Source organism: Burkholderia ambifaria AMMD, assembly GCF_000203915.1.
Classification (GTDB): domain Bacteria; phylum Pseudomonadota; class Gammaproteobacteria; order Burkholderiales; family Burkholderiaceae; genus Burkholderia; species Burkholderia ambifaria.
On sequence record NC_008390.1, the window covers coordinates 812818 to 836508 of the forward strand.

Annotated in this window: 21 protein-coding genes; 19 read left to right on the forward strand and 2 right to left on the reverse strand. The window is 62.6% G+C overall.

All coding sequences use genetic code 11. The features are described from left to right. Positions 1–12 precede the first annotated feature (12 nt). A complete protein-coding gene (gene groL, locus BAMB_RS03710) occupies positions 13–1653 on the forward strand; it encodes a chaperonin GroEL (protein WP_006759587.1) in 1641 nt (546 codons plus the stop codon). Between the two features lie 170 nt (positions 1654–1823). On the opposite strand, the gene BAMB_RS03715 is transcribed toward groL, so the two are convergent. Then, positions 1824–2690 carry a hydroxymethylpyrimidine/phosphomethylpyrimidine kinase gene (locus tag BAMB_RS03715; RefSeq protein ID WP_011656116.1) on the reverse strand — a complete coding sequence of 289 codons (867 nt, stop codon included), beginning with the start codon at positions 2688–2690 and terminating at the stop codon, positions 1824–1826. 256 nt (positions 2691–2946) lie between these two features. Here BAMB_RS03715 and BAMB_RS03720 point away from each other — a divergent pair, with 256 nt between their 5' ends. From BAMB_RS03720 to BAMB_RS03755, 8 genes are all read left to right on the forward strand, one after another. Beyond that, entirely contained in the window at positions 2947–3117 is a 171-nt protein-coding gene (locus BAMB_RS03720; RefSeq protein WP_004186709.1) for a rubredoxin, read from the forward strand. A 105-nt stretch (positions 3118–3222) separates the two neighbouring features. Beyond that, on the forward strand, positions 3223–4560 hold the full coding sequence (locus tag BAMB_RS03725; RefSeq protein ID WP_011656117.1) for a FimL-related protein: 1338 nt from the start codon (positions 3223–3225) through the stop codon (positions 4558–4560). A 182-nt stretch (positions 4561–4742) separates the two neighbouring features. Further along, complete coding sequence (locus tag BAMB_RS03730) at positions 4743–5321, forward strand: YqgE/AlgH family protein (protein WP_006751106.1); 579 nt, start codon at positions 4743–4745, stop codon at positions 5319–5321. Further along, positions 5318–5767, forward strand: a complete 450-nt coding sequence (gene ruvX / locus BAMB_RS03735) for a Holliday junction resolvase RuvX (protein WP_011656118.1) — start codon at positions 5318–5320, stop codon at positions 5765–5767. The genes BAMB_RS03730 and ruvX overlap by 4 nt, the downstream gene beginning before the upstream one ends. Then, positions 5754–6269 (forward strand): bifunctional pyr operon transcriptional regulator/uracil phosphoribosyltransferase PyrR, encoded by a 516-nt coding sequence (gene pyrR / locus BAMB_RS03740; protein WP_011656119.1) that lies wholly within the window; start codon positions 5754–5756, stop codon positions 6267–6269. The genes ruvX and pyrR overlap by 14 nt, the downstream gene beginning before the upstream one ends. 74 nt (positions 6270–6343) lie before the next feature. Then, positions 6344–7375: an aspartate carbamoyltransferase catalytic subunit gene (locus tag BAMB_RS03745; protein WP_006751103.1), complete on the forward strand. Its 1032-nt coding sequence runs from the start codon at positions 6344–6346 to the stop codon at positions 7373–7375. Between the two features lie 61 nt (positions 7376–7436). After that, positions 7437–8723 carry a dihydroorotase gene (locus tag BAMB_RS03750; protein WP_011656120.1) on the forward strand — a complete coding sequence of 429 codons (1287 nt, stop codon included), beginning with the start codon at positions 7437–7439 and terminating at the stop codon, positions 8721–8723. A gap of 19 nt (positions 8724–8742) precedes the next feature. Continuing rightward, on the forward strand, positions 8743–9600 hold the full coding sequence (locus BAMB_RS03755; RefSeq protein WP_011656121.1) for a lysophospholipid acyltransferase family protein: 858 nt from the start codon (positions 8743–8745) through the stop codon (positions 9598–9600). A gap of 31 nt (positions 9601–9631) precedes the next feature. On the opposite strand, the gene BAMB_RS03760 is transcribed toward BAMB_RS03755, so the two are convergent. Next, entirely contained in the window at positions 9632–10471 is an 840-nt protein-coding gene (locus tag BAMB_RS03760; RefSeq protein ID WP_011656122.1) for a symmetrical bis(5'-nucleosyl)-tetraphosphatase, read from the reverse strand. A gap of 460 nt (positions 10472–10931) precedes the next feature. Between BAMB_RS03760 and BAMB_RS03765 the strand changes: the two genes are divergently transcribed. From BAMB_RS03765 to rfbD, 10 genes are all read left to right on the forward strand, one after another. Next, positions 10932–11714, forward strand: coding sequence for an ABC transporter permease (locus BAMB_RS03765; RefSeq protein WP_011656123.1), 783 nt, complete (start codon positions 10932–10934; stop codon positions 11712–11714). Positions 11715–11724: 10 nt separating this feature from the next. Beyond that, on the forward strand, positions 11725–12474 hold the full coding sequence (locus BAMB_RS03770) for an ABC transporter ATP-binding protein (RefSeq protein ID WP_011656124.1): 750 nt from the start codon (positions 11725–11727) through the stop codon (positions 12472–12474). 1073 nt (positions 12475–13547) lie between these two features. Then, positions 13548–14576, forward strand: coding sequence for a GDP-L-fucose synthase family protein (locus tag BAMB_RS03775; RefSeq protein ID WP_198488753.1), 1029 nt, complete (start codon positions 13548–13550; stop codon positions 14574–14576). Between the two features lie 86 nt (positions 14577–14662). Further along, positions 14663–16006 (forward strand): FkbM family methyltransferase, encoded by a 1344-nt coding sequence (locus BAMB_RS03780; protein WP_011656127.1) that lies wholly within the window; start codon positions 14663–14665, stop codon positions 16004–16006. After that, complete coding sequence (locus BAMB_RS03785) at positions 15949–18204, forward strand: glycosyltransferase (RefSeq protein WP_227739456.1); 2256 nt, start codon at positions 15949–15951, stop codon at positions 18202–18204. Before BAMB_RS03780 ends, BAMB_RS03785 begins: the two co-directional genes overlap by 58 nt. Before the next feature lie 469 nt (positions 18205–18673). Continuing rightward, the gene (locus BAMB_RS35150) at positions 18674–19447 is read left to right on the forward strand and encodes a sulfotransferase domain-containing protein (RefSeq protein ID WP_158380523.1); all 774 of its coding nucleotides are present in this window, start codon (positions 18674–18676) and stop codon (positions 19445–19447) included. Positions 19448–20262: 815 nt separating this feature from the next. Continuing rightward, the gene (rfbB, locus tag BAMB_RS03790; RefSeq protein ID WP_011656130.1) at positions 20263–21324 is read left to right on the forward strand and encodes a dTDP-glucose 4,6-dehydratase; all 1062 of its coding nucleotides are present in this window, start codon (positions 20263–20265) and stop codon (positions 21322–21324) included. A gap of 11 nt (positions 21325–21335) precedes the next feature. After that, positions 21336–22229: a glucose-1-phosphate thymidylyltransferase RfbA gene (gene rfbA, locus BAMB_RS03795; protein WP_011656131.1), complete on the forward strand. Its 894-nt coding sequence runs from the start codon at positions 21336–21338 to the stop codon at positions 22227–22229. Next, positions 22214–22765, forward strand: coding sequence for a dTDP-4-dehydrorhamnose 3,5-epimerase (rfbC, locus tag BAMB_RS03800; RefSeq protein ID WP_011656132.1), 552 nt, complete (start codon positions 22214–22216; stop codon positions 22763–22765). The genes rfbA and rfbC overlap by 16 nt, the downstream gene beginning before the upstream one ends. Continuing rightward, positions 22762–23658 (forward strand): dTDP-4-dehydrorhamnose reductase, encoded by an 897-nt coding sequence (gene rfbD / locus BAMB_RS03805; protein ID WP_011656133.1) that lies wholly within the window; start codon positions 22762–22764, stop codon positions 23656–23658. The genes rfbC and rfbD overlap by 4 nt, the downstream gene beginning before the upstream one ends. Positions 23659–23691 lie beyond the last annotated feature (33 nt).

The window sequence follows — 23691 nt, forward strand, 5'->3', positions numbered from 1 at the left end:
AGGAGTTAGAAGATGGCAGCTAAAGACGTCGTATTCGGCGATTCCGCCCGTTCGAAGATGGTCGAAGGCGTGAACATTCTCGCCAACGCGGTCAAGGTCACGCTGGGTCCGAAGGGCCGCAACGTGGTGCTCGAGCGCAGCTTCGGCGGCCCGACGGTCACCAAGGACGGTGTGTCGGTCGCGAAGGAAATCGAGCTGAAGGACAAGCTCCAGAACATGGGCGCGCAAATGGTCAAGGAAGTCGCTTCCAAGACCAGCGACAACGCAGGCGACGGCACGACGACGGCAACCGTCCTCGCGCAATCGATCGTTCGCGAAGGCATGAAGTACGTCGCGTCGGGCATGAACCCGATGGACCTGAAGCGCGGCATCGACAAGGCAGTCGCAGCGGCTGTCGAAGAGCTGAAGAAGATCAGCAAGCCGTGCACGACGAACAAGGAAATCGCGCAAGTCGGCTCGATCTCGGCGAACAGCGACACGTCGATCGGCGATCGTATCGCTGAAGCGATGGACAAGGTCGGCAAGGAAGGCGTGATCACCGTCGAAGACGGCAAGTCGCTCGCCGACGAACTCGACGTCGTCGAAGGCATGCAGTTCGACCGCGGCTACCTGTCGCCGTACTTCATCAACAACCCGGAAAAGCAAGTCGCCGTCCTCGACAACCCGTTCGTGCTGCTGCACGACAAGAAGGTGTCGAACATCCGTGATCTGCTGCCGGTGCTCGAGCAAGTCGCGAAGGCTGGCCGTCCGCTGCTGATCATCGCTGAAGACATCGAAGGCGAAGCGCTCGCAACGCTGGTCGTCAACAACATCCGCGGCATCCTGAAGACGGTTGCGGTCAAGGCACCGGGCTTCGGCGATCGTCGCAAGGCGATGCTGGAAGACATCGCGATCCTGACCGGCGGCCAGGTGATCGCGGAAGAAACCGGCCTGACGCTCGAGAAGGCAACGCTGGCAGAACTGGGCCAGGCGAAGCGCATCGAAGTGGGCAAGGAAAACACGACGATCATCGACGGCGCAGGCGAAGCCGCGAGCATCGAAGCACGCGTGAAGCAAGTGCGCGCGCAAATCGAAGAAGCGACGTCGGACTACGACCGTGAAAAGCTGCAAGAGCGCGTGGCCAAGCTGGCCGGCGGCGTGGCAGTGATCAAGGTCGGCGCTGCGACCGAAGTCGAAATGAAGGAAAAGAAGGCACGTGTCGAAGACGCACTGCACGCAACGCGCGCAGCTGTCGAAGAAGGCATCGTGGCAGGCGGCGGCGTTGCGCTGATCCGCGCTCGCACGGCAATCGCCAGCCTGACCGGCGCGAACGCCGACCAGAACGCCGGCATCAAGATCGTGCTGCGCGCGATGGAAGAGCCGCTGCGTCAGATCGTCACGAACGGCGGCGAAGAAGCCAGCGTCGTGGTGGCGGCAGTTGCTGCAGGCCAGGGCAACTACGGCTACAACGCAGCAACGGGCGAGTACGTCGACATGGTTGAAGCCGGCGTCGTCGACCCGACCAAGGTCACGCGCACCGCACTGCAGAACGCAGCTTCGGTTGCTGGCCTGCTGCTGACGACGGACGCAGCTGTCGCAGAACTGCCGAAGGAAGATGCACCGATGCCGGGCGGCATGCCGGGCGGCATGGGCGGCATGGGCATGGACATGTAATCGACTTCGGTCGATGGTGTCCTGAGCGCGCAGCGATGCGCGCTCCAGCCAAAAGAAAAGACCCGCAGCGATGCGGGTCTTTTTTTATGCGCGAACGAAAGGGGCGGACCTGCCGCCCCGAAGCGATGGCGAGCCGCGCGCGACGGCGGCGCGGGGCCGCCGTGCGGGCGTCAATGGCGGTGCGACGTCCTCGGCACCGGATCGGCCTTCACGGCCGGCGGCGTGTCCGCATCGTCGTTGCTGCGGGCCCAGAAGAACCGGTCGGGCAGGTACGCGCCCATGCCGGGCCGGAACGCGTCGCGCACGGCCTGGTACAGGTATTCCTGCGCTTCGCGCACCGCTTCGGGCGGCTCCTGGCCGTTCGCGAGCAGTGCCGCGATCGCCGCGCCGAGCGTGTCGGTGATGCCCATCAGCCGGTGCGGCGAACGATCCCACATGTCTTCGCGGAGCTGGCCTTCCTCGCCGTACAGCGTGTTGACGAGCCGGTGCGAGCCTGTTTCCGATGACAGGATGTACTCGCAGCCCTGCGACAGCAGGTGCGACACGGCCGCGTCGAGATTCGGCGCCTCGGCGTCGCCGTCCGGCTGCGCGAGCGCGAGCAGCGTCGCGTGATCGGCGACCAGCAGCGTCGTCTGCGGCGCGAGCAGGTCGGCGATCGATTCGCGCAGGTCGTCGGCGGCGAGCACGTGCTCGTCGTCGAGCGTGAAGTCCGGGGCGAGCACGAGCGGCACGCCGTCGTAGTCGGCGACCACTTCGGCGATCGCGCTCACGACTTCCGCGCGCGTCGCCGCGCCGATCTTGAACGCGGCGATCGGCATGTCCTCGAGCAACATGCGCGCCTGGGCGGCGACGACATCGGGATCGAGGCCGGTGACTTCGTCGCAGGCGGCCGAGTCGCGCACGGTATAGCCCGTCAGGACGGACACGCCGTGACAGCCCATGCTCGCCAGAGTCATCAGATCGGCTTGGATGCCGGAGCCGCCGGTGGGATCGGACAGGCCAAAGGTGAGGACGATCGGAGGGGCGTTGCTGGACATGTAAAAAAAGGGCAAGAAAAAACGGGGAAGCGACGGAATTGCGGACGGCGAGGCGAAGGGGGCGGTTTGGCCCGGTGTTGCCCCGGCAGGCCGCACTTTTTAGGCATTATGCGGCGGAAATCCGGCCCGCACGACGGATTTTTTAGCCCAACGCAACGTAGTCGCTGTACTCCAGTGCGATTGCTAGGCAGTCCGGCCCCGACACGGTACCATCATGGCTCCCGAATTTACCGACTTTTCCCCGACGCGGCTTAAGATGGAATACAAGAGCTGGATGTGCCTGATTTGTGGCTGGATTTATGACGAAGAAGCCGGACTGCCCGAAGAGGGCATCGCCCCGGGCACGCGCTGGGAAGACGTCCCCATCAACTGGACGTGCCCCGAATGCGGTGCCCGCAAGGAAGACTTCGAGATGGTCCAGATCTGATCGGACCCTCGGCCCACGGACACACCGCTCGCGGCCTCGCGGTTGCCCGGCGCTTGCGCGCCGCGGCCGGCGCGAGCGACTAGACGATGACAGGCGCGCGTGTCCATGACGTCCGATCCGGCGAACATTCCCCTCCCTGACGCACTGCCCAACCCGCGTGGCGGGGCCGTGCGCGCGGCCGACGCATGGCTCGCGGCGGCCGCCGACGCCTTCGAGCGTCGCGACGACGCGGCCGCGCCGCTGTCGGCCGCCGCCGCCGTGCTGGCGGAGGCCGGCTGGCTGCCGGCCGCCCGTTTCGCGGGGCAACTCGCCGCCGCGGCGCCGCTCGCCGCCGCCGAACCGACTTCCGCTGGCTGGCGCATCGCGCTGCGCGATTTCCGCGCGGCGGTCGGGCGCCATAATCTGCGCGAGCTGGCCTGCTCGCCGCTCCTGTTCGACCATTTCCGTGCGCTGCGTGCCCAAGGCGCGGCCGACCTGCACGCGAGCGTGCCGCTCGACGTGCTGGCCCTCGTCGGGCGCGCGATGCCGCTGGCGACGCTGCGGCCGATGTCCGACGCGTTCGCGAGCCGGGCGCGGGCCCGCTACGAGCAGGCGCTGCTCGGCGTGCTGCGCACTGCGAACGGCACGTCGAACGGCTCGCCGAATGGCACGCCGAACGGATCGCCGGACGCCGCGCTCGACGAACTCGATGCGATCGTGGCGGCACTAGCCGGCGACGGCCCGTACGACTTCTGGCGGCTCGCCGCCGCGTGCCTGCGCGCGCTGCGCGCCACCAATGCGCCCGAACTGAAACGTTTCCTCGCGCGGACCAACCTGCTGCTCGGCGAGCATGCGCAGGGCAGGCGTCATGCGCCGCCGGCGCTCGTGCGCGAGTCGGTCGCCTTGCTATGGCGCGATTTCGCGCTGTTCGGCGCGGCGGCCGAGGATGTCGTGCTCGTCGACGTGCTGCACGACTATGGACTGACCGTGGACTGGCACGTCGCCGGCACGCCGGCGTCCGAGGCGCTGTGGGAAGCCGGCGCCGCTCAGGCCGAGCATGACGCGGTCGCGGTGGCGCCCACCCGCATGCTCGGGGTCGTGACCGTCAACGCGCATGCGTACGAGGATTTCCTGCAGACCGCCGATGCGTCGATGGCCGAACTCGCGCTCGATCCGGGCACGGCCGATGCGGGGGCCGCATGGCGCGCATCCGCGGCCGCCTATCGGGTCGGTACGGCCGCGTGCGCGCTCGGGCTCGGCCACGCGGCGCTGCTGGCCGATACGCTTGGGCTGGCGTGGCGCCGTGCCGCGCACGGCTTGCCGCTCGCGGGCGACGGGCTCGGTGCGCACCGCCGCGCGTCCGACCTGCTGCGCGGCGCGCTGCTGAAGATCGCCGCGGGGGTGGCGCCACCGGACCTGACCGCGGCGTCCGGCGCGCTCGGCGAGGCGCTCGGCCGGACCTGATGCGCCACGGGGCGCGTACACGCCGGCAGCCCTTGTCGCGCGGGCCGGCAACACGCTGCCGACAGCGCCCGCGCGCGTGTTAGAGTGCCGTGTGATCCGCGTGCGTCGTTGCCAGCGTCGCGCGGCGTTGCTTGTTGATCGCGGCCCGGTCAGGTCGCGGCGTCTTTGCTAAAATTCAAACCATGTCAAAGCCTTCCGATCGCATCAATCTCACCAACCAGTTCCTGATTGCCATGCCCAACATGGCCGATCCCACGTTTTCAGGAACGGTGGTCTATCTTTGCGATCACAGCGAGCGCGGAGCGCTCGGCCTCGTCATCAATCGTCCCACCGACATCGACCTCGAATCGCTGTTCAACCGCATCGACCTGAAGCTCGACATCGAGCCGCTGCTGCACATTCCCGTGTACTTCGGCGGCCCGGTGCAGACCGAGCGCGGCTTCGTGCTGCACGAGCCGGTCGAGGGCGCGAACTACAACTCGTCCATGTCGGTCGAGGGCGGGCTCGAGATGACGACGTCGAAGGACGTGCTCGAGGCGGTCGCGACGGGCACCGGCCCGAAGCGCTTCCTGCTGACGCTCGGCCATGCAGGCTGGGGCGCGGGGCAGCTCGAGGAAGAAATTTCCCGCAACGGCTGGCTGACGGTCGCCGCCGATCCGCGCATCGTGTTCGACACACCGGCCGAGGAGCGTTTCGAAGCCGCGCTCGGCCTGCTCGGTGTCAGCTCGTCGATGCTGTCCGGCGAAGCAGGGCACGCATGAGTGGCGCGAGTGCGCGCGATGCGACGCTGCTGGGGTTCGACTACGGCGAGAAGCGGATCGGAGTCGCAATCGGCAATGCGCTGACGCGCTCGGCCCGCGCGCTCGTCGTGATTCCCAACCTGAACCGCGAACACCGCTTCAAGGCGGTCGGCGACCTGCTGGCCGAATGGCGGCCGGACGCGCTCGTCGTCGGCCTGCCGATGCATCCGGACGGCACGCCGCACGAGATGACGCAGCAGGCGAAGCGCTTCGGCAACCAGCTGAACGGCCGCTTCGGGCTGCCTGTCACGTGGGTCGACGAACGCTATTCGTCGGTCGAGGCCGAGGCCGGGCTGCGCGAGCGCAACGTGCGCGGGCGCGCCCGCGCCGAGATGCTCGATGCCGAGGCCGCGCGCGTGATCCTTCAACAGTATCTCGATCAATTGTCCGACCATGAGCACCATTGACGCCGACGCGCTCTACCGCGTCCTGCTCGAGCAGATTCGCGACGCATACGGCACGGCCTTCGCCGAGCCGGGCGGCCCGCGGCTCGCCGGCATCTACAGCGGCGGCGTGTGGCTCGCCGAGCGCCTCGCGCGCGATCTCGGCGCGCCGGCGTTCGGCGTCGTGAACGTCGCGCTGCATCGCGACGACTACGCGAAGAAGGGGCTGCACAGCCAGGCCAGCCCGACGTCGCTGCCGTTCGAGGTCGGCGGCGCGCGCATCGTGCTCGTCGACGACGTGCTGTACACCGGCCGCACCGTGCGCGCCGCGCTCAACGAACTGTTCGACTACGGCCGTCCGGCCGCGGTCGAGCTCGCGGTGCTCGCCGATCGCGGCGGCCGTGAGCTGCCGGTCGCCGCGCGCTTCGCGGGCGGCACGCTCGACGTGCCGGCCGACGCGACGCTCGTGCTCGCGCGCGACGAAGCCGCCCAGCTCACGCTGCGCATCGAACCGCACGGCGCCTGAGCGAACCGCGAAACCGTATCCCGGGCCGCCGGTTCGCGCCGCGGCCCGTTTGCATAGTTGGAATCACGCACACCATGACCACCGACACCACTGGCCGCACCGGCAATCCCGCCGCGGCCGCGAGCCCCGAGCGGTTCCGCTACGGTTTCCTGAAGGGCAACCCGCAGCTCACGAAAAACGGCGAGCTGAAACACCTGCTGTCGATCGAGGGCCTGCCGCGCTCGATCGTCAATCACATTCTCGATACGGCCGAGCAGTTCGTCAGCGTGACGGACCGCGAGGTGAAGAAGGTGCCGCTGCTGCGCGGCAAGTCGGTGTTCAACCTGTTCTTCGAGAATTCGACGCGCACGCGCACGACCTTCGAGATCGCCGCGACGCGCCTGTCGGCCGACGTGCTGAACCTGAACATCAACGCGTCGTCGACGAGCAAGGGCGAGTCGCTGCTCGACACGATCAACAACCTGTCGGCGATGCATGCCGACCTGTTCGTCGTGCGTCACGCATCGAGCGGCGCGCCGTACCTGATCGCCGAGCACTGCGCGCCGCACGTGCACGTGATCAACGCCGGCGACGGCCGCCATGCGCACCCGACGCAGGGCCTGCTCGACATGTACACGATCCGCCACTACAAGCGCGACTTCACGAAGCTGCGCGTGGCGATCGTCGGCGACATCCTGCATTCGCGCGTCGCGCGCTCGGACATCCACGCGCTCACCACGCTCGGCGTGCCGGAAGTGCGCGCGATCGGCCCGCGCACGCTGCTGCCGGGCGGTCTCGAGCAGATGGGCGTGAAGGTGTTCAACAACCTCGACGAAGGGTTGAAGGGCGTCGACGTGATCATCATGCTGCGCCTGCAGAACGAGCGGATGAGCGGCGCGCTGCTGCCGTCCGCGCAGGAGTACTTCAAGACCTGGGGCCTGACGCCCGAGCGCCTCGCGCTTGCCGCGCCCGACGCGATCGTGATGCACCCGGGCCCGATGAACCGCGGCGTCGAGATCGACTCGCAGGTCGCCGACGGCCCGCAGTCGGTGATCCTCAACCAGGTCACGTTCGGCATCGCCGTGCGGATGGCGGTGATGGGCATCGTCGCCGGCAACAGCGACTGAGCCCGCTTTCGCGCATCCTGATCCAGGCATTCAACGCAATCAACGCATTCACAGACAGCGCATGAAGATTCATATCCAAGGCGGCACGCTGATCGATCCGGTCGCCGGCACCGAGCGGCAGGCCGACGTATTCGTCGCGGACGGCAAGATCGCCGCGCTCGCGCCGGCCGGTACAGCGCCGGCCGGTTTCAACGCGGAGAAGACGATCGACGCGTCGGGCCTGATCGTCGCCCCCGGCCTCGTCGACCTGTGCGCGCGGCTGCGCGAGCCCGGCTACGAGCACAAGGCGACGCTCGCGTCCGAGATGGCCGCGGCCGTCGCGGGCGGCGTCACGACCCTCGTGTGCCCGCCGGACACCGACCCCGTGCTCGACGAGCCGGGCCTCGTCGAGATGCTCAAGTTCCGCGCGCGCAACCTGCACCAGGCGAACGTCCATCCGCTCGGCGCGCTCACCGTCGGCCTGAAGGGCGAGGTGATCACCGAGATGGTCGCGCTGACCGAATCGGGCTGCGTCGGCTTCACGCACGCGAACGTGCCGGTGCGCGACACGCAGGTGCTGCTGCGCGCGCTGCAGTACGCGAGCACCTACGGCTACACGACGTGGCTGCGTCCGCTCGACGCGTTCATCGGCCGTGGCGGCGTCGCCGCGAGCGGCGCGCTCGCGTCGCGGCTCGGGCTGTCCGGCGTGCCGGTCGCGGCCGAGACGATCGCACTGCACACGATCTTCGAACTGATGCGCGTGACCGGGGCGCGCGTGCACCTCGCGCGCCTGTCGTCGGCGGCCGGCCTTGCGCTCGTGCGCGAGGCGAAGGCCGAGGGGCTGCCCGTGACGTGCGACGTCGGCGTGAATCATCTGCACCTGATCGACATCGACATCGGCTACTTCGATTCGCAGTTCCGGCTCGACCCGCCGCTGCGCGGCGAGCGCGACCGCGAAGCGATCCGCGCAGCCCTCGCCGACGGCACGATCGACGCGATCTGCTCCGATCACACGCCGGTCGACGACGACGAGAAGCTGCTGCCGTTCGCCGAAGCGACGCCCGGTGCGACGGGGCTTGAACTGCTGCTGTCGCTCACGGTGAAGTGGGCCGATGAAACGAACACGCCGCTTGCGCAGGCGCTGCGCCGCATCACGGCCGCGCCGGCCGACGTGCTGCAGCTGCCGGCCGGCCGCGTGGCCGAAGGCGCCGCGGCCGACCTGTGCGTATTCGACCCGCGCGCGCACTGGCGCGTCGAACCGCGTGCGCTGAAGAGCCAGGGGCACAACTCGCCGTTCCTCGGCTACGAACTGCCGGCCTGCGTACGCGCGACGCTCGTGGCGGGGCAGGTCGCGTTCGAGCGCCACTGAACCACGCCGGATCCTCGCCATGACCGCTCTTCGCAAGCTGCGTCTCGTCTTTCACCTACTGCGCGGCATGACGATCGTCGCGCTGCGCTTTTCGCATGTCACGCCCGCCCGCCGCGCCGAGATGACGCGCCGCTGGTCCATCAAGATGCTGCGCATCTGCGGGATGCGTCTCGTCGTCCACAACGACGGCGCGCGGCTCGACGCGAGCGCGCTCGTGGTCGGCAATCACGTGTCGTGGATCGACATCTATGCGATCAACGCGTGGCGGCCGACGCCGTTCGTGTCGAAGGCCGAGGTGCGGCAGTGGCCGGTCGTCGGCTGGCTCGCGGAGAAGCTCGATACCGTGTTCCTGCAGCGCGAGAAGCGTACCGAGGCGATGCGGATCATGCACGAGATGGCCGAGCGCCTGCGCAATGGCGGCCTGATGTGTGTGTTTCCGGAGGGCACCACGTCGGACGGGCAGGCGCTGCTGCCGTTCCATGCGAATCTGTTTCAGGCCGCGGTGTCGGCCGGCTGCGCGGTGCAGCCGGTTTGCCTGATGTACGAGGACGCGCAGCGGCGGCAGTCGGTCGCGCCGGCCTACACGGGCGATTTGTCGCTCGGGAAGTCGCTCGACATGGTGTTGCGCGGCGGCCCGCTCGTCGCGCACCTGTACGTGTGCGAGCCGATCCCGCCGGGCGGCGACCGCCGCGCGACCTCCACGGCGGCGCGCGACGCGATCGCGGTCGCGCTCGAGACGCTGCAGGCGAAGGTCGGCAAGCCGTCGCCCGAGTCGCTGGCGGAACTCGAGCGGCATGCGTATCCGGCGACCGAAGTCGGCGCGGGGGCGGCGGGTGAGGCGACGGCCGAGGAGCCGGTGCCGGGGCGCGAGGGGTGATGTTCTTTCGCCCGCGCGTGTCGCGTGCGGGCTATTCGCCGCCCTGCGTGCGGCACGCTTCGCACTGCACCTGCGTGACCGTACGCTGTGCCGGGTCGGCCGTCAGTCGCACGGCCGACAGCTGGTTTCCCCACACGCATCCCGAGTCGAGCGCGACGACGTTGTCGCGCAGCATCAGGCCGAGCGCGGCCCAGTGGCCGAATACGAGCGTCACGTCTTCGGTGCGGCGGCCCGGCGCGTCGAACCACGGCAGGTAGCCGGGCGGCGCGCTGTCGGGGCCGCCGTTGGCCTTGAAGTCCATCGCGCCGTCGGGCGTGCAGAAGCGCAGGCGCGTAAACGCGTTGAACGCGACGCGCATCCGGTCGCGTTTCTTCAGGTTCGGACTCCACTGGTTCGGCTCGTTGCCGTACAGGCTTTGTAGCGTTTCGCGCCAGTCCGGCGCGCGCAGCGCGCGCTGCAATTCGTCCGCAAGTTCGAGCGCGAGCGACGTGTCCCATTGCGGCAGCACGCCCGCGTGCACGAGCAGCATCCCGTGTTCGAAATGTGCGAACGGGCGGTGACGGACCCATTCGAGGAGGGCGTCGGCGTCGGGCGCGTCGAGGATTTCGCCGATGGTGTCGCCCGGGCGTTCGGTGCGGATGCCTGCGGAAACCGCGAGCAGATGGAGGTCGTGGTTGCCGAGCACGACGGTCGCGCGCGGGCCAAGCTCGACGAGCGCACGCAGCGCGGCGAGGGACTCCGGGCCGCGGTTGACGACGTCACCGGCAACCCAGAGCGGGGTGTCGGCGGGGGGTGAAAGCTTTTCCAGTAGAGAGTGGAAAGCGGAATGACAGCCTTGGATGTCGCCGATGGCGATGGGACGAGGGAGCATGGAGTCGTGAACGTGCAGATCTAGGCGTACGTTAGCAAAAAGTCGCACAAAAATGGGCCGTCCGCGAGCTACCGTCCGAGCCGAAGGAATGCTCACACGCGTATTTCCGCTCGGTCGACGCGGGTTTGGCACGCTGTTTCAAGTTGTTAGCAGCATGGCTTTTGCGCCCGCAGACTTCTTATAATTCTTGGCTTCCTTCCGAAAATTACCATCAGATGACGCTGGCGGGCATGGCGACCGGGTAAAATGCCGGGCGCTGAGGCGCCTCGGATAGATTGCCCGCCTTCACTATGGGGCGTTGGCCGCGTCCGGGCGGCGCTCGCTGTGCACTCCCGGGGCACGCGCCAACAAGCCGATGCACGCGGCCCTGTGCTCCCATTTGCGGCGCTGGTTACTGCGGCGGGCGTGGGCTCATTGATGGGCCGGGGTGCCCCCTATTCTTTCATTTTTGAATGCTTGCATGCTGACCCTTTCACTTGCTGACCTAAAGAAAAGCATCACGGCGTGGCGGTTATGGACCCTGCTTGGCTGGCTCGAAATCCGGCAACGCTATGCGCGCTCGCGCTTGGGGCCGTTCTGGCTCACGATCAGTATGGGCGTGATGATCACGTCGTTGGGCGTGGTCTACGGTACGTTGTTCGGGCAAAAAATCAACGAATATCTGCCGTTTCTTGCCGCGAGCATCGTGCTGTGGGGTTTGTTTTCGACGACCATCGTGGAAGGCAGCACCGCGTATATCAGCAGCGCGCCCTATATTCGGCAAATGTCCACGCCGAAACTGATCTACATCCTGCAGGTCGTGTGGCGAAACATCATCGTCCTCGCTCACAACTTCGTGATCGTTGTCGCGCTGCTGGCAATCTTCGGTGTGAAGAGTTGGGCGACGTTGCCGGTGTTCATTCCGGCACTGCTGGTGTATGTCCTGAACGCCACGTGGATCGCAATGGTGGTGGGCCTTCTGTCGGCACGCTTTCGCGACCTGCCGCAGATCGTCAGCGCATTGCTTCAGGTTGCGTTCTACGTCACACCGATCATTTTCCGCCCAGATGCGCTGAATCGCTTCTCGTTCATTGTCGAGTGGAATCCGCTCGCGTATTTGATCGACCTCGTGCGCGGCCCGCTGATCGGGCAAATGCCCAGTGAATTGACCTGGGGCGTGACGATTGGCATGGCGGCGATCGGTTGGCCTGTCGCCATGTTGATGACCGGGCGTTATCTGAAGCGCATTCCGTACTGGGTCTGAGAGAGACGATATGGCGTTTATCGAATTGCAGAGCGTAACGCTCGATTTGCCGATTTTCGATGTGCAGGGGCGCTCGCTCAAGAAGCAGGTGCTCAACATGGGGCGTCGCAACAGGATCGCCGAGGGCAACGACGGCGTGATCGTCGTGCGCGCGCTCGACGACGTGAGTTTTCGCTTCGAGCGTGGCGATCGCGTGGGCCTGATCGGGCACAACGGGGCGGGGAAATCGACATTGCTTCGTGCGATGGCGGGCATCTATCCGCCGTCGGCGGGCCAGTTGTCGCGTGAAGGAAAAGTGGTGCCGCTCCTCGATATCGGCCTCGGTATGGACGAGAACTCGACCGGCATGCAGAACATCCGGCTCAGAGGCCTGCTGCTCGGCATGTCCGATGCGGAGATTCGTTCGAAACAGCGCGACATCGCGGAATTCTGCGAACTCGGCGATTATCTGGACCTTCCGATCCGCACGTACTCCAGCGGGATGAAGGTGCGGCTCGCGTTTGCAGTATCGACGGCGGTCGATGCCGAAATCCTGTTGCTCGACGAGGTAATGGGAGTCGGCGACGCATCGTTCATGCACAAGGCCGAAGCGCGATTGGCGGACCTGCACAGCCGTGCGGAAATCGTCGTGCTGGCGATGCACTCGAACTCCGAAATCCGAAAGGTGTGCAACAAGGTCCTTTGGATGGAGCGTGGCCGTGTGCGCGCTTTCGGGCCGACGGAAGAGGTCGTGTCGGCTTATGAGGCGACAACAGGCTGAGCGCGTCGACCGGCCAGGCCGTGCGTGCGTGATCGCGGCGGCATACGACGGCACGATGTCCGGTGACGAGCCGCTCCTGGCGGAGTGCGATCGGCTCCCTACGTCTTATCGTGTTGGGCCGGCCATACTCCCCGACATCTGCGTTCGGAACAGCGAATTGCTCGATATCTGAGCCATGTACTTCACGCGTGCGCGCAAGATTACAGGTTGCGGCCGCGCCCGACGTGCCCAAGCCGCCCACACGGCGGTTTTCGAGTCGTCGCCGCCGCGCGATGTGCCGAGGCCGAGTGCGTGATCGTTGCGCACGCAGCATGTTTCGACCCGGTGATCCTTGATGGTCTGCAGTGCCCGGCTCCCTCATCCAGTCCTTTCTGCATCATTTCCCCCGCATTGCGGATAAGGCCTCTGCGTCACCGGACAGCTTGATGTCGGCGGCGCACGGTTCGCGTTTCCCGGACAGTTGCCGATTCTGCTGAGAGCACGCGATCGGCGCGCGTGCCGCTGAATCATAGAGTGGTGCCGGCGTCGCGATCGATCACGGTTTGCCAGGTAGCATGCGTGGCTCTATTCATCCGGTCCAGTTCATCCATTCGATGTACGTACTCCGCAGGATGGCAGTGCGGGATGATGTTGTCGCGTGATCATGGTCCACGCGATTGCGGCGAAGACGTAGATTCTTTACATATTTTGACGAAGACAAGATAGATGCGTCTGGCGTTCGTCACGACCCGTATTTCGAATGTGCGTGGGACTCGCGTCTCTTCCATTCGCAGAGCATGTTTTGCCGCCTGGGCGCGCTCCACAAACGGTTCGCGGAGAAGGGGCGGATTTCATGTCGGCTTCGAAGGTTCGCTGGTTTGCGACTTTGCATTGCGCGGCATCGAGCAACTCGATGCCGCCGGCATCCATCAACAGTCTTTGGAGCTTGACGGCTTCCGCCTTCCTCGCCCCGCCGCCGCGCGTCGAGCCATTGTGTTGAGGAATCCACGACGCCTCGCCCTTGCGGTCGTCTCCTTGGGGCAGTCGGAGCCGTCGGTAGCGTAGTGTCTGTATAATTATTGAGGCACTGACGTTTGCAGCATCACGTTCGATCCATCGTTGAACTCGATTGCGGTCGCGAAGTGTTTGACGGGGAAGCAAATGGTAAAAATTTGGAGAATTTAGGAATGGCGGGATCTGAAGAAAGCGTATTGATCACGGGCGCCGGTGGAGTGATCGGCCACGCATTAAAGCAGGAATTGGCGGACTCGGGCTACTCGAACGTCGTCGCAATCACGAGCAGTGATATCGATCTTAGAGATCAGAGCGCGACTGAAAAAATGTTCGATGAATTGCGCCCGACTATCGTTTTCCATATGGCGGCGCGGGTGTACGGCATCATGGGGAATATGTCCAATCGTGGCATCGCGTATCTCGACAACGTTCGAATCAACACCAATGTAGTCGAGGCTGCACGTCAGACAGGGTGCAAGAAGTTTGTCGCCATGGGCTCGACAGCCATTTACTCTGATCAGGTCCGTCTCCCGATGTCGGAGGAGCAAATCTGGGTTGGGGCGCCGCATCATTCCGAGGCTCCGTACGCCCACAGCAAGCGCGGTATGCTTGCGCAGCTCGAGGCCTACAAAGATCAATACGGAATGGACTACGCATTTTGCGTATCCACCAATCTCTTTGGTCCGCACGACAAGTTCGACGAGAAATTCGGCCATGTCATTCCGTCGCTTGTGTCGAAGTTCTATCGTGCATCTGTTCTAGGGCAGCCCATTTCCGTCTGGGGGTCTGGGAAGGCTGAACGGGATTTTCTCTTCAGTGGCGACGCTGCGTACGCGCTTCGTCTTATCGCCGAAAATCACACGGGCGCAATCAATCTGGCGACCGGTCAATCGCACACGATCCGGCATACCGTCGACACGCTTTGCCAGATTTCGGGCTTCAGCGGCAGCGTGGAATGGGATGCGACAAAGCCGGATGGCCAAAAATTGCGTGCATACGATATCTCGCGTCTGACGGCTTTGGGCTTCAAGCCACGATTCTCGTTCGACGAAGCGTTGGCGATTACTTACGACTGGTATTGCAAGAACGTCGCGTCTGCCAGAAAGTGATTGCATGGCATTGCTCCCGGTGTGCTTGCGCGTAAATGGGCCGCACACCATCTCTCTAACGTGTGGTCATTCGAGTTGTTTGATCGATGAAATTTGTATCGTACGCGCAGAACTATGAAGATGTGATGCTCCGGCGCGCGCTCGCTAAAGTCGATCGCGGATTCTACATAGATGTCGGCGCTGCCGAGCCATATGCAGATTCGGTAACCGCGGCATTCTACGAGCGTGGCTGGCGTGGCATAAACATCGAGCCGATGCCCGGGCCGTTCGATCGACTGGCTCAGGCGAGACCGGAAGACGTCAATCTGCAAGTTGCCGTGGAGAACAAGCAGACGGTCGCCCAGTATTTCGCAGTGGATGGCGGTAACGGCATTTCGACGGGCATTCAAAGGCTCGCCGAAGGGTATAGGAGCGCGAACTGGGACATCAGTCAGGTAACCGTTGCGGTCACGACATTGCGCGATATATGCGCGACGTATGTCGGCGAGAGGCCGGTCCATTTCCTCAAGATTGATGTTGAAGGTAACGAAAGAGAGGTGCTGGCGAGTGCTGATTTCAATACCTTTCGCCCTTGGATCATCCTGGTCGAGGCCACGGAGCCGAATTCCCAGATACCGTCGCATGATGACTGGGAAGCCCTTTTGCTGGAAGCGAAATATCATTTCGTCTATTTCGATGGTCTGAATCGCTTCTACGTGTCGGCAGAAAAGATGGATGAATTGAAACACGCCTTTATGGTTCCGCCAAACTGGTTTGACGGATTTATTCGGGCATCGGAGTCCGACATGATTCGGCGTGCGATGGATTTGGAGCAGCAGCTCATTGAATCGCGGAAACAGCTGCAAGAGGCTCATGAGGGATGGTCTTTGGAAAAGGGCGCACGAGAAGAATTAGAGGTGCGATTGAACAGCATGACCGATCGTGCGCATGACGAGCAGGCGTCGCAAGTTGTTTTGAAAGACTCAAGCCAAGATTGTGTCGTGCAGAATTCAAAGATATCGCAAAACGAGATCGAGCAACTCAAGGCGCGGGTTGCGGCAAGCGAGGGAGATCTCGAGAGTCATCGCGCCCAATTGGCCGAATTGCGCACGCGATTGACCGAGAGTGAAAAGTCCGCACAAGTGCTGAGCACCGAGCGCGACACGGCCTACCAGGAGCTGTTCGAGTCATCCAGACATGCTGCTTGGCTGAGCCAGGAAAGGGTGCGCTTGCAGGAAAGGATCGACGAGTCATCCAGACATGTTGCGTGGTCGAACCAGGAAAGGGGACGCTTGCAGGGGAAGATCGACGAACTTGAGCACATGATCGGTCCGCTCCGCTTACAAGAGGAGCGTGTGTCGGCCGCGCTGCATGCGGTGCTTCGGAGTACATCGTGGAAATTGACCGGCCCGCTGCGATGCATAAAGCGCATGATGCAACGCCGATCCTAGTATTAATGGAGCAAATTTTGGTATCGAATTCGATTTGCGTCATTGGTCGCTGTACTTTCGGGACTGGAATCGGCGCTGTGACGTATGCGGCGTGTGAGATGTTGAGCCGATTTTATTCTGTTTCCATTTTTCCGACCGAGCCGCATTTCCGTACTGAGCGGGAAATCGTACTGCCGAATGGAACGGTGGTCCCCGTTTGCACCGATCTTTCGCAGGCGAAGGTTGTCTTCTATGCGGACGTGCTGTGGAACGGTGCATATGACTTGAATTACACCCTGGTTCCGCCTGGTGCATTGCGATTTGCTCATATCGCTTACGACTCCGATGAGCTACCGTCTCAATGGGTCAAAGTGCTTAACGAGAACTTCGATTTTGCGCTCTTCATGAGCCGGCACTTGGAAGACGTGGCTCGGAAATCGGGCGTCGAGATAGGCGTGGGTACACTGCCACTCGCCTTGGATATTGAAGGACTGTTGAGCCGCCCCTATAGGGCTTCGTCGGATGGTAAGGTTAGATTCTGTTCGATTGCAGCATTTCATGCACGTAAAGGTGTTGAGGCGCTTGTCGAGGGGTTCATTCGTGCTTTCGGTGATCGACAGGACGTGGAGCTCACGATACATTCAAATCTGGCGATCGGCTCAAGTTTTGAGCGCGTCAAGAAACTGGTCGACTCTAGAAAGGCAACGAATATTGTCATCAGTTGTGCCGCCCTGACTGATCAAGAGAAAAATTCGCTGATCGAGGAATGTGATGTTTTCGTGAATTGCTCCCGCGGTGAAGGATATTCTATCGGGCCGCGAGAAGCCCTGGCATTGGGGAAAGTACTTGCAATAACAGCTGTTGGTGGTCATAACGATCTGATTTCGACGCCCGGCGTTTTTGCTATACCGGCTACTATTGCGATGCCGGCACGCTACCCCGAAATCGATAATCTCGTCGTCGGCCGGCAATTTGCCGCGGACATCGACGACGTCAGCAAGGCACTCACGGACGCGTTTGAATACATTTCGTCCGGCATAAGCGCGACGACGGTACGTGCGCGGCGCCAACTCGCCGCCGAGTTCAGTTTTACTGGACTCGAGCTGAATTACGGTGAGTTGATCGATACCAAGCTTCGGTCATTTCGGCCCCGGCAATGCGGTTCACGCTTTACCAGATTGCCGGCCGAGTTGCCAGCGACCGTAGAGCGGCTTCTGGGACATCGTTCTGCATCACTGCCTGGTGTTGATCGTACCGTTGTGCAGTCTCATGACGGGGGCTTCTTCTCGGTATTCAACTCATTCATGAGTCATTTGGTGTGGGACCAGCGTGACAAGCGGTGTCACATGGTCTTGCCAGACTGGAACGTGGATCGCATGATCAAGCGCCTAGGTACGGCTCAATTCATGAGCTTTTGCTATGGGCGCCCGAACGAGGGAAATGTCTGGTCCAAGCTGTTCGAGCCGCTCTACGGCCTCAGCGACGCAGATATGGACGACGAGGGCTTCCTGTACGCAAAGGGGCGTCCTCCTGTCGCGGTGTTCAATCATGAACGTGAGCCGCAACTTACTTATGTCCACGCGTATAAATTGTATAAGAGCGGTCAATTTTCTCGCATTCGCTCGCAATACAACAAGGTGTTCAGGGATCATGTGCGCTTGCGCCCTCGATACCAGCGCGAATTGGATGAATTCCGGGCGAACTTCGCCGGGAAGTTTATGATTGCGGCGCACGTCAAGCATCCGAGTCACGTGATCGAGCAGCCGAACGGAAAAATCGCACACATCCAATCGTATATAGACGGGATTAAGCGCCAGCTCGAGGTTCGCGGATTAAAAAGGGATTCGCCGGACTGGGCGGTATTTCTTGCGACGGATCAGGATCGAGTAATCAATGTCTTCAGGGAAGAATTTGGCGACAAGATCTTTTGCTACGAGGATGTCCGCCGAACGACCGAGGCTGAAGATGCGCGCTACGACCAGTTGGGGCCAGAGGAGCGCCGTGCAGAAGGTTTTCAGGTGCAACACTTGGTCGCTGCAAATCCGGATAACTGGAACATTAGGATGGCTTGGGAAGTGATTCGCGATGCGATGACTATGGCGCATTGCAATGTGCTTCTCCACATTGTCAGCAACGTTTCGACAGCAGTGTCGTACATGAATCCGGACATCGAACTGGTTTTTTGTTCCGCCGAAGAGGGTGAGTCCGCACGTCACTGAATGCTAGCTTTGCGTTTGGCGCCGAGCGGCATGCGGAGCGTGGAGCGCTCGCCGGGCTTAGTCGCTGCGCCTGATGGAAAACAAGTGGAGTCGACAAGCAAGTGCCGGTGTGCATGACAAAGCTAGTGGGTCTGCGTGACAAGTGCACCAGACCTATCTGGCGACTTGTGTCTTAAGCGTGATGCTGTATCAGCGCTTACTGTGTCGCACGGCAGGATGCGCCGCCGGTCAGTCGAATCGGTACGGCCTATCGGCAGATTGTCGGTTGCCGCGGGACGTTTGATTCCGACACAGGCCGGCGATACGAGCGTGGGGAAGCAGCGACGCAACTGGCGGGGCCACGGCCAAGACTTCCGCTGTCAGTGCACTGTCGTGGTACAGGATGAGGTGGGGAGGTGCGTCGCCGATTGAAGCGACTGTGCGAGACCTTTCGTTATCTAGAATATATATGCGAGTTACAGGAGATAGTTTGTCCACCAACGCTCAGGATTGCCCATCTAGTGAAATTTTGCGTATCGCGGTGGTGAGTTCCCCGCGGAGCGGGAATTCATGGATCAGATCAACGCTCGCTGGCGCATTGTCCATGCAGGAGATCGCGATTCACAATTATCTCGATGCTCCGGCCGTTTTACCGCAGAGGTGTTTTCTTCAGATCCATTGGTATCGCGAGCCGAACTTTCAAGCGTGGCTTCGCGAAAATCAATTTCGGGTATTGACGGTAGCAAGACATCCGCTCGACGTTCTTGTGTCGGCGCTGCACTACATTCGATACGAACCGGGAACGAGCCGATGGCTTGAGGGGAATGTAAAATTGCCCGGGGAATTGGCGAACGCCAGCCCGTCCTCCCCCGAATTTCTTGAATACGCTCTTGGCATGGGCGCCGAAGATCTGCTTTCGATCACCTATCAATGGTGGAACGATCCCGAGGTGCTTCGCCTTCGATACGAAGATGCCGTTGCGAACCCTGAAGTAGTGCTTGGCAATCAAATCGCTGCATTAGGGGGCAGTGCCCAGGACGTTGTTCCCTGGCTGGCGCGCCTCAGTATCGACAAAATGCGTGCGACGCCGAACCGTCACGGATGGCAAGGAAGCCCCGGGCTTTGGCGCCGCTTGATTGTCCCTCAAGACGCCATTCGCATCTACAGAAGGCACCGAAGAATTTTTGATACCTTGGGCTATACGATTCGGCCGTACTTTCTGACGCGTGCGTCGGCCTATCGTAACTGGATGGAGCGACTTTAGTGGCGATGCTTACTGAATGGTCGTATTTCATCACGTCACGGCTGGTGTATGCCTAGCGAATTCCCGTTCGTCCAATAAGGCGGGGGCTATATGTTTCGTCAAGCGCTCGGGGTCGACTTGGGTTGGTAAATGGTGCCGTTCCCAGCATGGTGGACAGAACATCGCAGCGTCGCCGTGAGAGCGCAACGCGCGCTTGATTGTGACGCTTGCCCTCTCGGAACTTGCGGGCGTCGTAAGCCCCCAAGACGGGGTCTCGGAATGCAGGGAAGGCGGACAGGAGCAAGGCGCTTGAGCACCTTGTTGTCGCGCCCGGACGGCTGCCGTTCTACTTCGGCAGTGAACTCACCGGATCGCTTACGCACGGCTCAAGTTGTTGGGGTCAAAGTTAGGCGCGACGATAGTAGGGGCCGGTGTGTCGGGCATGACTCCGGCTTGTTCGCTCAGTGGCTGAACGACCGCAGTCGCCAGGCCATCGCCGCCTACGCCGAGTGAACGGGATGGGCCACGTTGCAAAGCCGGCGGGTTGGTAGAACCGAGAACGCTATATCGGGTGCGATCTTGATGTCACTTCAACCGGTCGATTTTTCGCTGATGCCCAAGGCCGGCCTGTATCAATTTGTTACCGGCATGAGCCTTGCTTGCCGCAATTTCCTATAATTGCCTGTTTCTCGCACAAAATTGGCACTTCGTGACATTGACGATCATGGCGACCGGTTAAAATCCGGGGCCTGACGTGGCTCGGGCGTTGCCGCCCGTGATATGTCATGCGATGAGCGCCCGCCCGGGCGGGGCCGCACATTTCTAAAGGAAGTCTCATGATCCTGGTGACGGGGGGGGCGGGTTTCATCGGCGCCAACTTTGTTCTCGATTGGCTGCGCCACGACGTCGAGCCCGTGCTCAATGTCGACAAGCTGACCTATGCGGGCAATCTGCGCACGCTGCAGTCGCTCAGCGGCAATCCGAAGCACGTGTTTGCGCGTGTCGATATTTGCGATCGGGCCGCGCTCGACGCACTGTTTGCCGAGCACAAGCCGCGCGCCGTCGCGCACTTCGCAGCCGAGAGTCACGTTGATCGTTCGATTCATGGTCCTGCCGATTTCGTGCAGACCAACGTCGTCGGCACGTTTACGTTGCTCGAGGCGGCGCGCTCGTACTGGAGCGGGTTGAACGATGCCGACAAGGCCGGATTTCGCTTCCTGCACGTGTCGACCGACGAGGTATTCGGCTCGCTGTCCCCGACCGATCCGCAATTCTCCGAAACGACGCCGTACGCGCCGAACAGCCCGTACTCGGCAACGAAGGCCGGCTCCGATCATCTCGTGCGCGCCTATCACCATACCTACGGCTTGCCGACGCTGACGACGAATTGCTCGAACAACTACGGCCCATATCAGTTTCCCGAGAAGCTGATTCCGCTCATGATTGCGAACGCACTTGCGGGCAAGCCTCTGCCGATCTACGGCGACGGCCAGAACGTGCGCGACTGGCTGTACGTCGGTGATCATTGCAGTGCGATCCGCGAGGTGCTTGCGCGCGGCGTGCCCGGCGAGACATACAACGTCGGCGGCTGGAACGAGAAAAAGAATCTCGACGTCGTGCATACGCTATGCGACCTGCTCGACAGCGCGAGTCCGAAGGCGGCGGGTTCGTACCGCGACCAGATTACCTATGTGACGGATCGTCCCGGTCACGACCGCCGCTACGCGATCGACGCGCGCAAGCTCGAGCGCGAACTGGGGTGGAAGCCGGCAGAGACGTTCGAGACGGGCCTGGCGAAGACTGTCCGCTGGTATCTCGATAATCAGGCGTGGGTTGACGACGTCGTGTCGGGCGAATATCGCAACTGGGTCGAGACGAATTACGCGCAACGCACTTGAGGGCATGGTCGATGGCACGTAAAGGCATCATTCTCGCGGGCGGCTCCGGCACGCGGCTGTATCCGATCACGCACGTCGTGTCGAAACAGCTGCTGCCGGTCTACGACAAGCCGATGATCTACTATCCGTTGTCCACGCTGATGGTGGCCGGAATTCGCGACATTCTGATCATTTCGACACCGCAGGATACGCCGCGCTTCGAGGCAATGCTCGGCGACGGCAGCCAGTGGGGAATGAATATCCAATATTCGGTGCAGCCGTCGCCGGACGGGCTCGCGCAGGCGTTCATCATCGGACGGGATTTCATCGGCAACGATCCGTCGGCGCTGATTCTGGGTGACAACATCTTCTACGGGCACGATCTGGCGAAACAGCTCGAGCGTGCGGACGCGAAGCAGTCGGGCGCGACCGTGTTCGCGTATCACGTACAGGATCCCGAGCGTTACGGTGTCGTCGAATTCGACAGGGACTTTCGCGCGCTGTCGATCGAGGAGAAGCCGGCGGTGCCGCGCTCGAACTATGCGGTGACGGGCCTGTACTTCTACGACAACCAGGTGTGCGACATCGCCGCCGACATCAAGCCGTCCGCGCGCGGGGAGCTCGAGATCACCGACGTGAATTCCCGCTATCTCGCTGCGGGCGAACTCGACGTCGAGATCATGGGCCGCGGCTACGCATGGCTCGATACCGGCACGCACGATTCGCTGATCGAAGCGGCGACGTTCATCGCAACGTTGCAGAAGCGGCAAGGGCTCGTCGTGGCCTGCCCGGAAGAGATTGCCTATCGCAGGCAGTGGATCGACGCAGATCAATTGCGCAGGCTGGCCGTGCCGCTGGCAAAGAACAGCTACGGGCGTTATCTCGAACACCTTCTTTCGGATCAGGTCGCATGGCAATTCAAATAACGGCAACCTCGCTGCCGGAAGTCAAAATCGTCGAGCCGAAGGTGTTCGGCGACGCGCGCGGCTATTTTTATGAAAGCTTCAATGCGCGCGAGTTCGCGGAGCACGTGGCGGCTGACGTTGAATTCGTTCAGGACAATCATTCGCGCTCCGCGAAGGGAGTGCTGCGCGGTTTGCACTACCAGATTCGGCATGCACAGGGAAAGCTCGTGCGCGTCGTGGAGGGCGAGGTATTCGACGTTGCGGTCGACATCCGCAGGAGCTCACCGGATTTCGGCAAGTGGGTTGGCGTCGTCCTGTCGGCCGAGAATCATCGGCAAGTCTGGATTCCACCTGGTTTCGCGCATGGTTTCGTCGTACTGTCCGACGCTGCGCAGTTCCTGTATAAGACGACCGACTACTGGTATCCCGAGCACGAGCGCTGTATCGTGTGGAACGATCCGGCAATCGGAATCGAATGGCCGGTCGATGTGGACCCGTTGCTGGCGGCCAAGGACGCCGCGGGGGCGCGACTCAGCGAAGCCGAGGTCTACGCTTGAAACAGGACACAAGGCACACGCCCACGATTCTCGTGACCGGGGTAACCGGTCAGATCGGATTCGAATTGTTGCGGGCGCTCCAAGGGCTCGGCCGAGTGGTGCCGTGCGACCGTTCGGTGCTCGATCTCGCCGATCTCGATCGGGTGCGTGCTTTCGCGAGAGATCTGAAGCCGGCACTGATCGTGAATCCGGCCGCTTATACGGCGGTGGACACGGCGGAGAGCGAAGTCGAGCTCGCGCGGCGGCTGAATGTCGATGTGCCGCGCGTGTTCGCTGAAGAAGCGGCGCGTAGCGGTGGCACGCTGATCCATTACTCGACCGATTATGTGTTCGACGGCACGAAAGTGGGCGCGTATGTGGAAACCGACGCGCCGAATCCCTTGAATGCATATGGTGCGACGAAGCTGGAGGGTGAGCAGGCGATCGCCGCGACCGGATGTGCGCACGTGATCCTGCGCACGAGCTGGGTATATGGCCGGCGCGGCAGAAACTTCCTGCGGACGATGCTGAAGCTCGGGGCCGAGCGCCCCGAATTGAGAATCGTCGCGGATCAGGTCGGCGCGCCGACCTGGGCCGCAACCATCGCCGCCGCGACGTCGCACATCATCGCCCAGGCCGCGGCGTCGGCCGACACCGACTGGTGGGCGCGCCGGGCCGGCGTCTATCACCTTACATCTGCCGGAGCGACTTCCTGGTGTGGTTTTGCCGAGGCGATATTCGGTATCGCCATGGCTTCTCATGCGCCGAGGGTTGTACCGATTTCCTCGGACGATTACCCGACGCCCGCGAAGCGGCCGGCCAACTCGAAAATGGCGCTGGGGAAGCTGGCGGAAGTCTTCGGCATGCAGATGCCGGATTGGCGCGATGCATTGCAGTTGTGCCTGAGCGAATGAGCGGTCATGGTGACGTCCGCCGGCGGCCCGCAT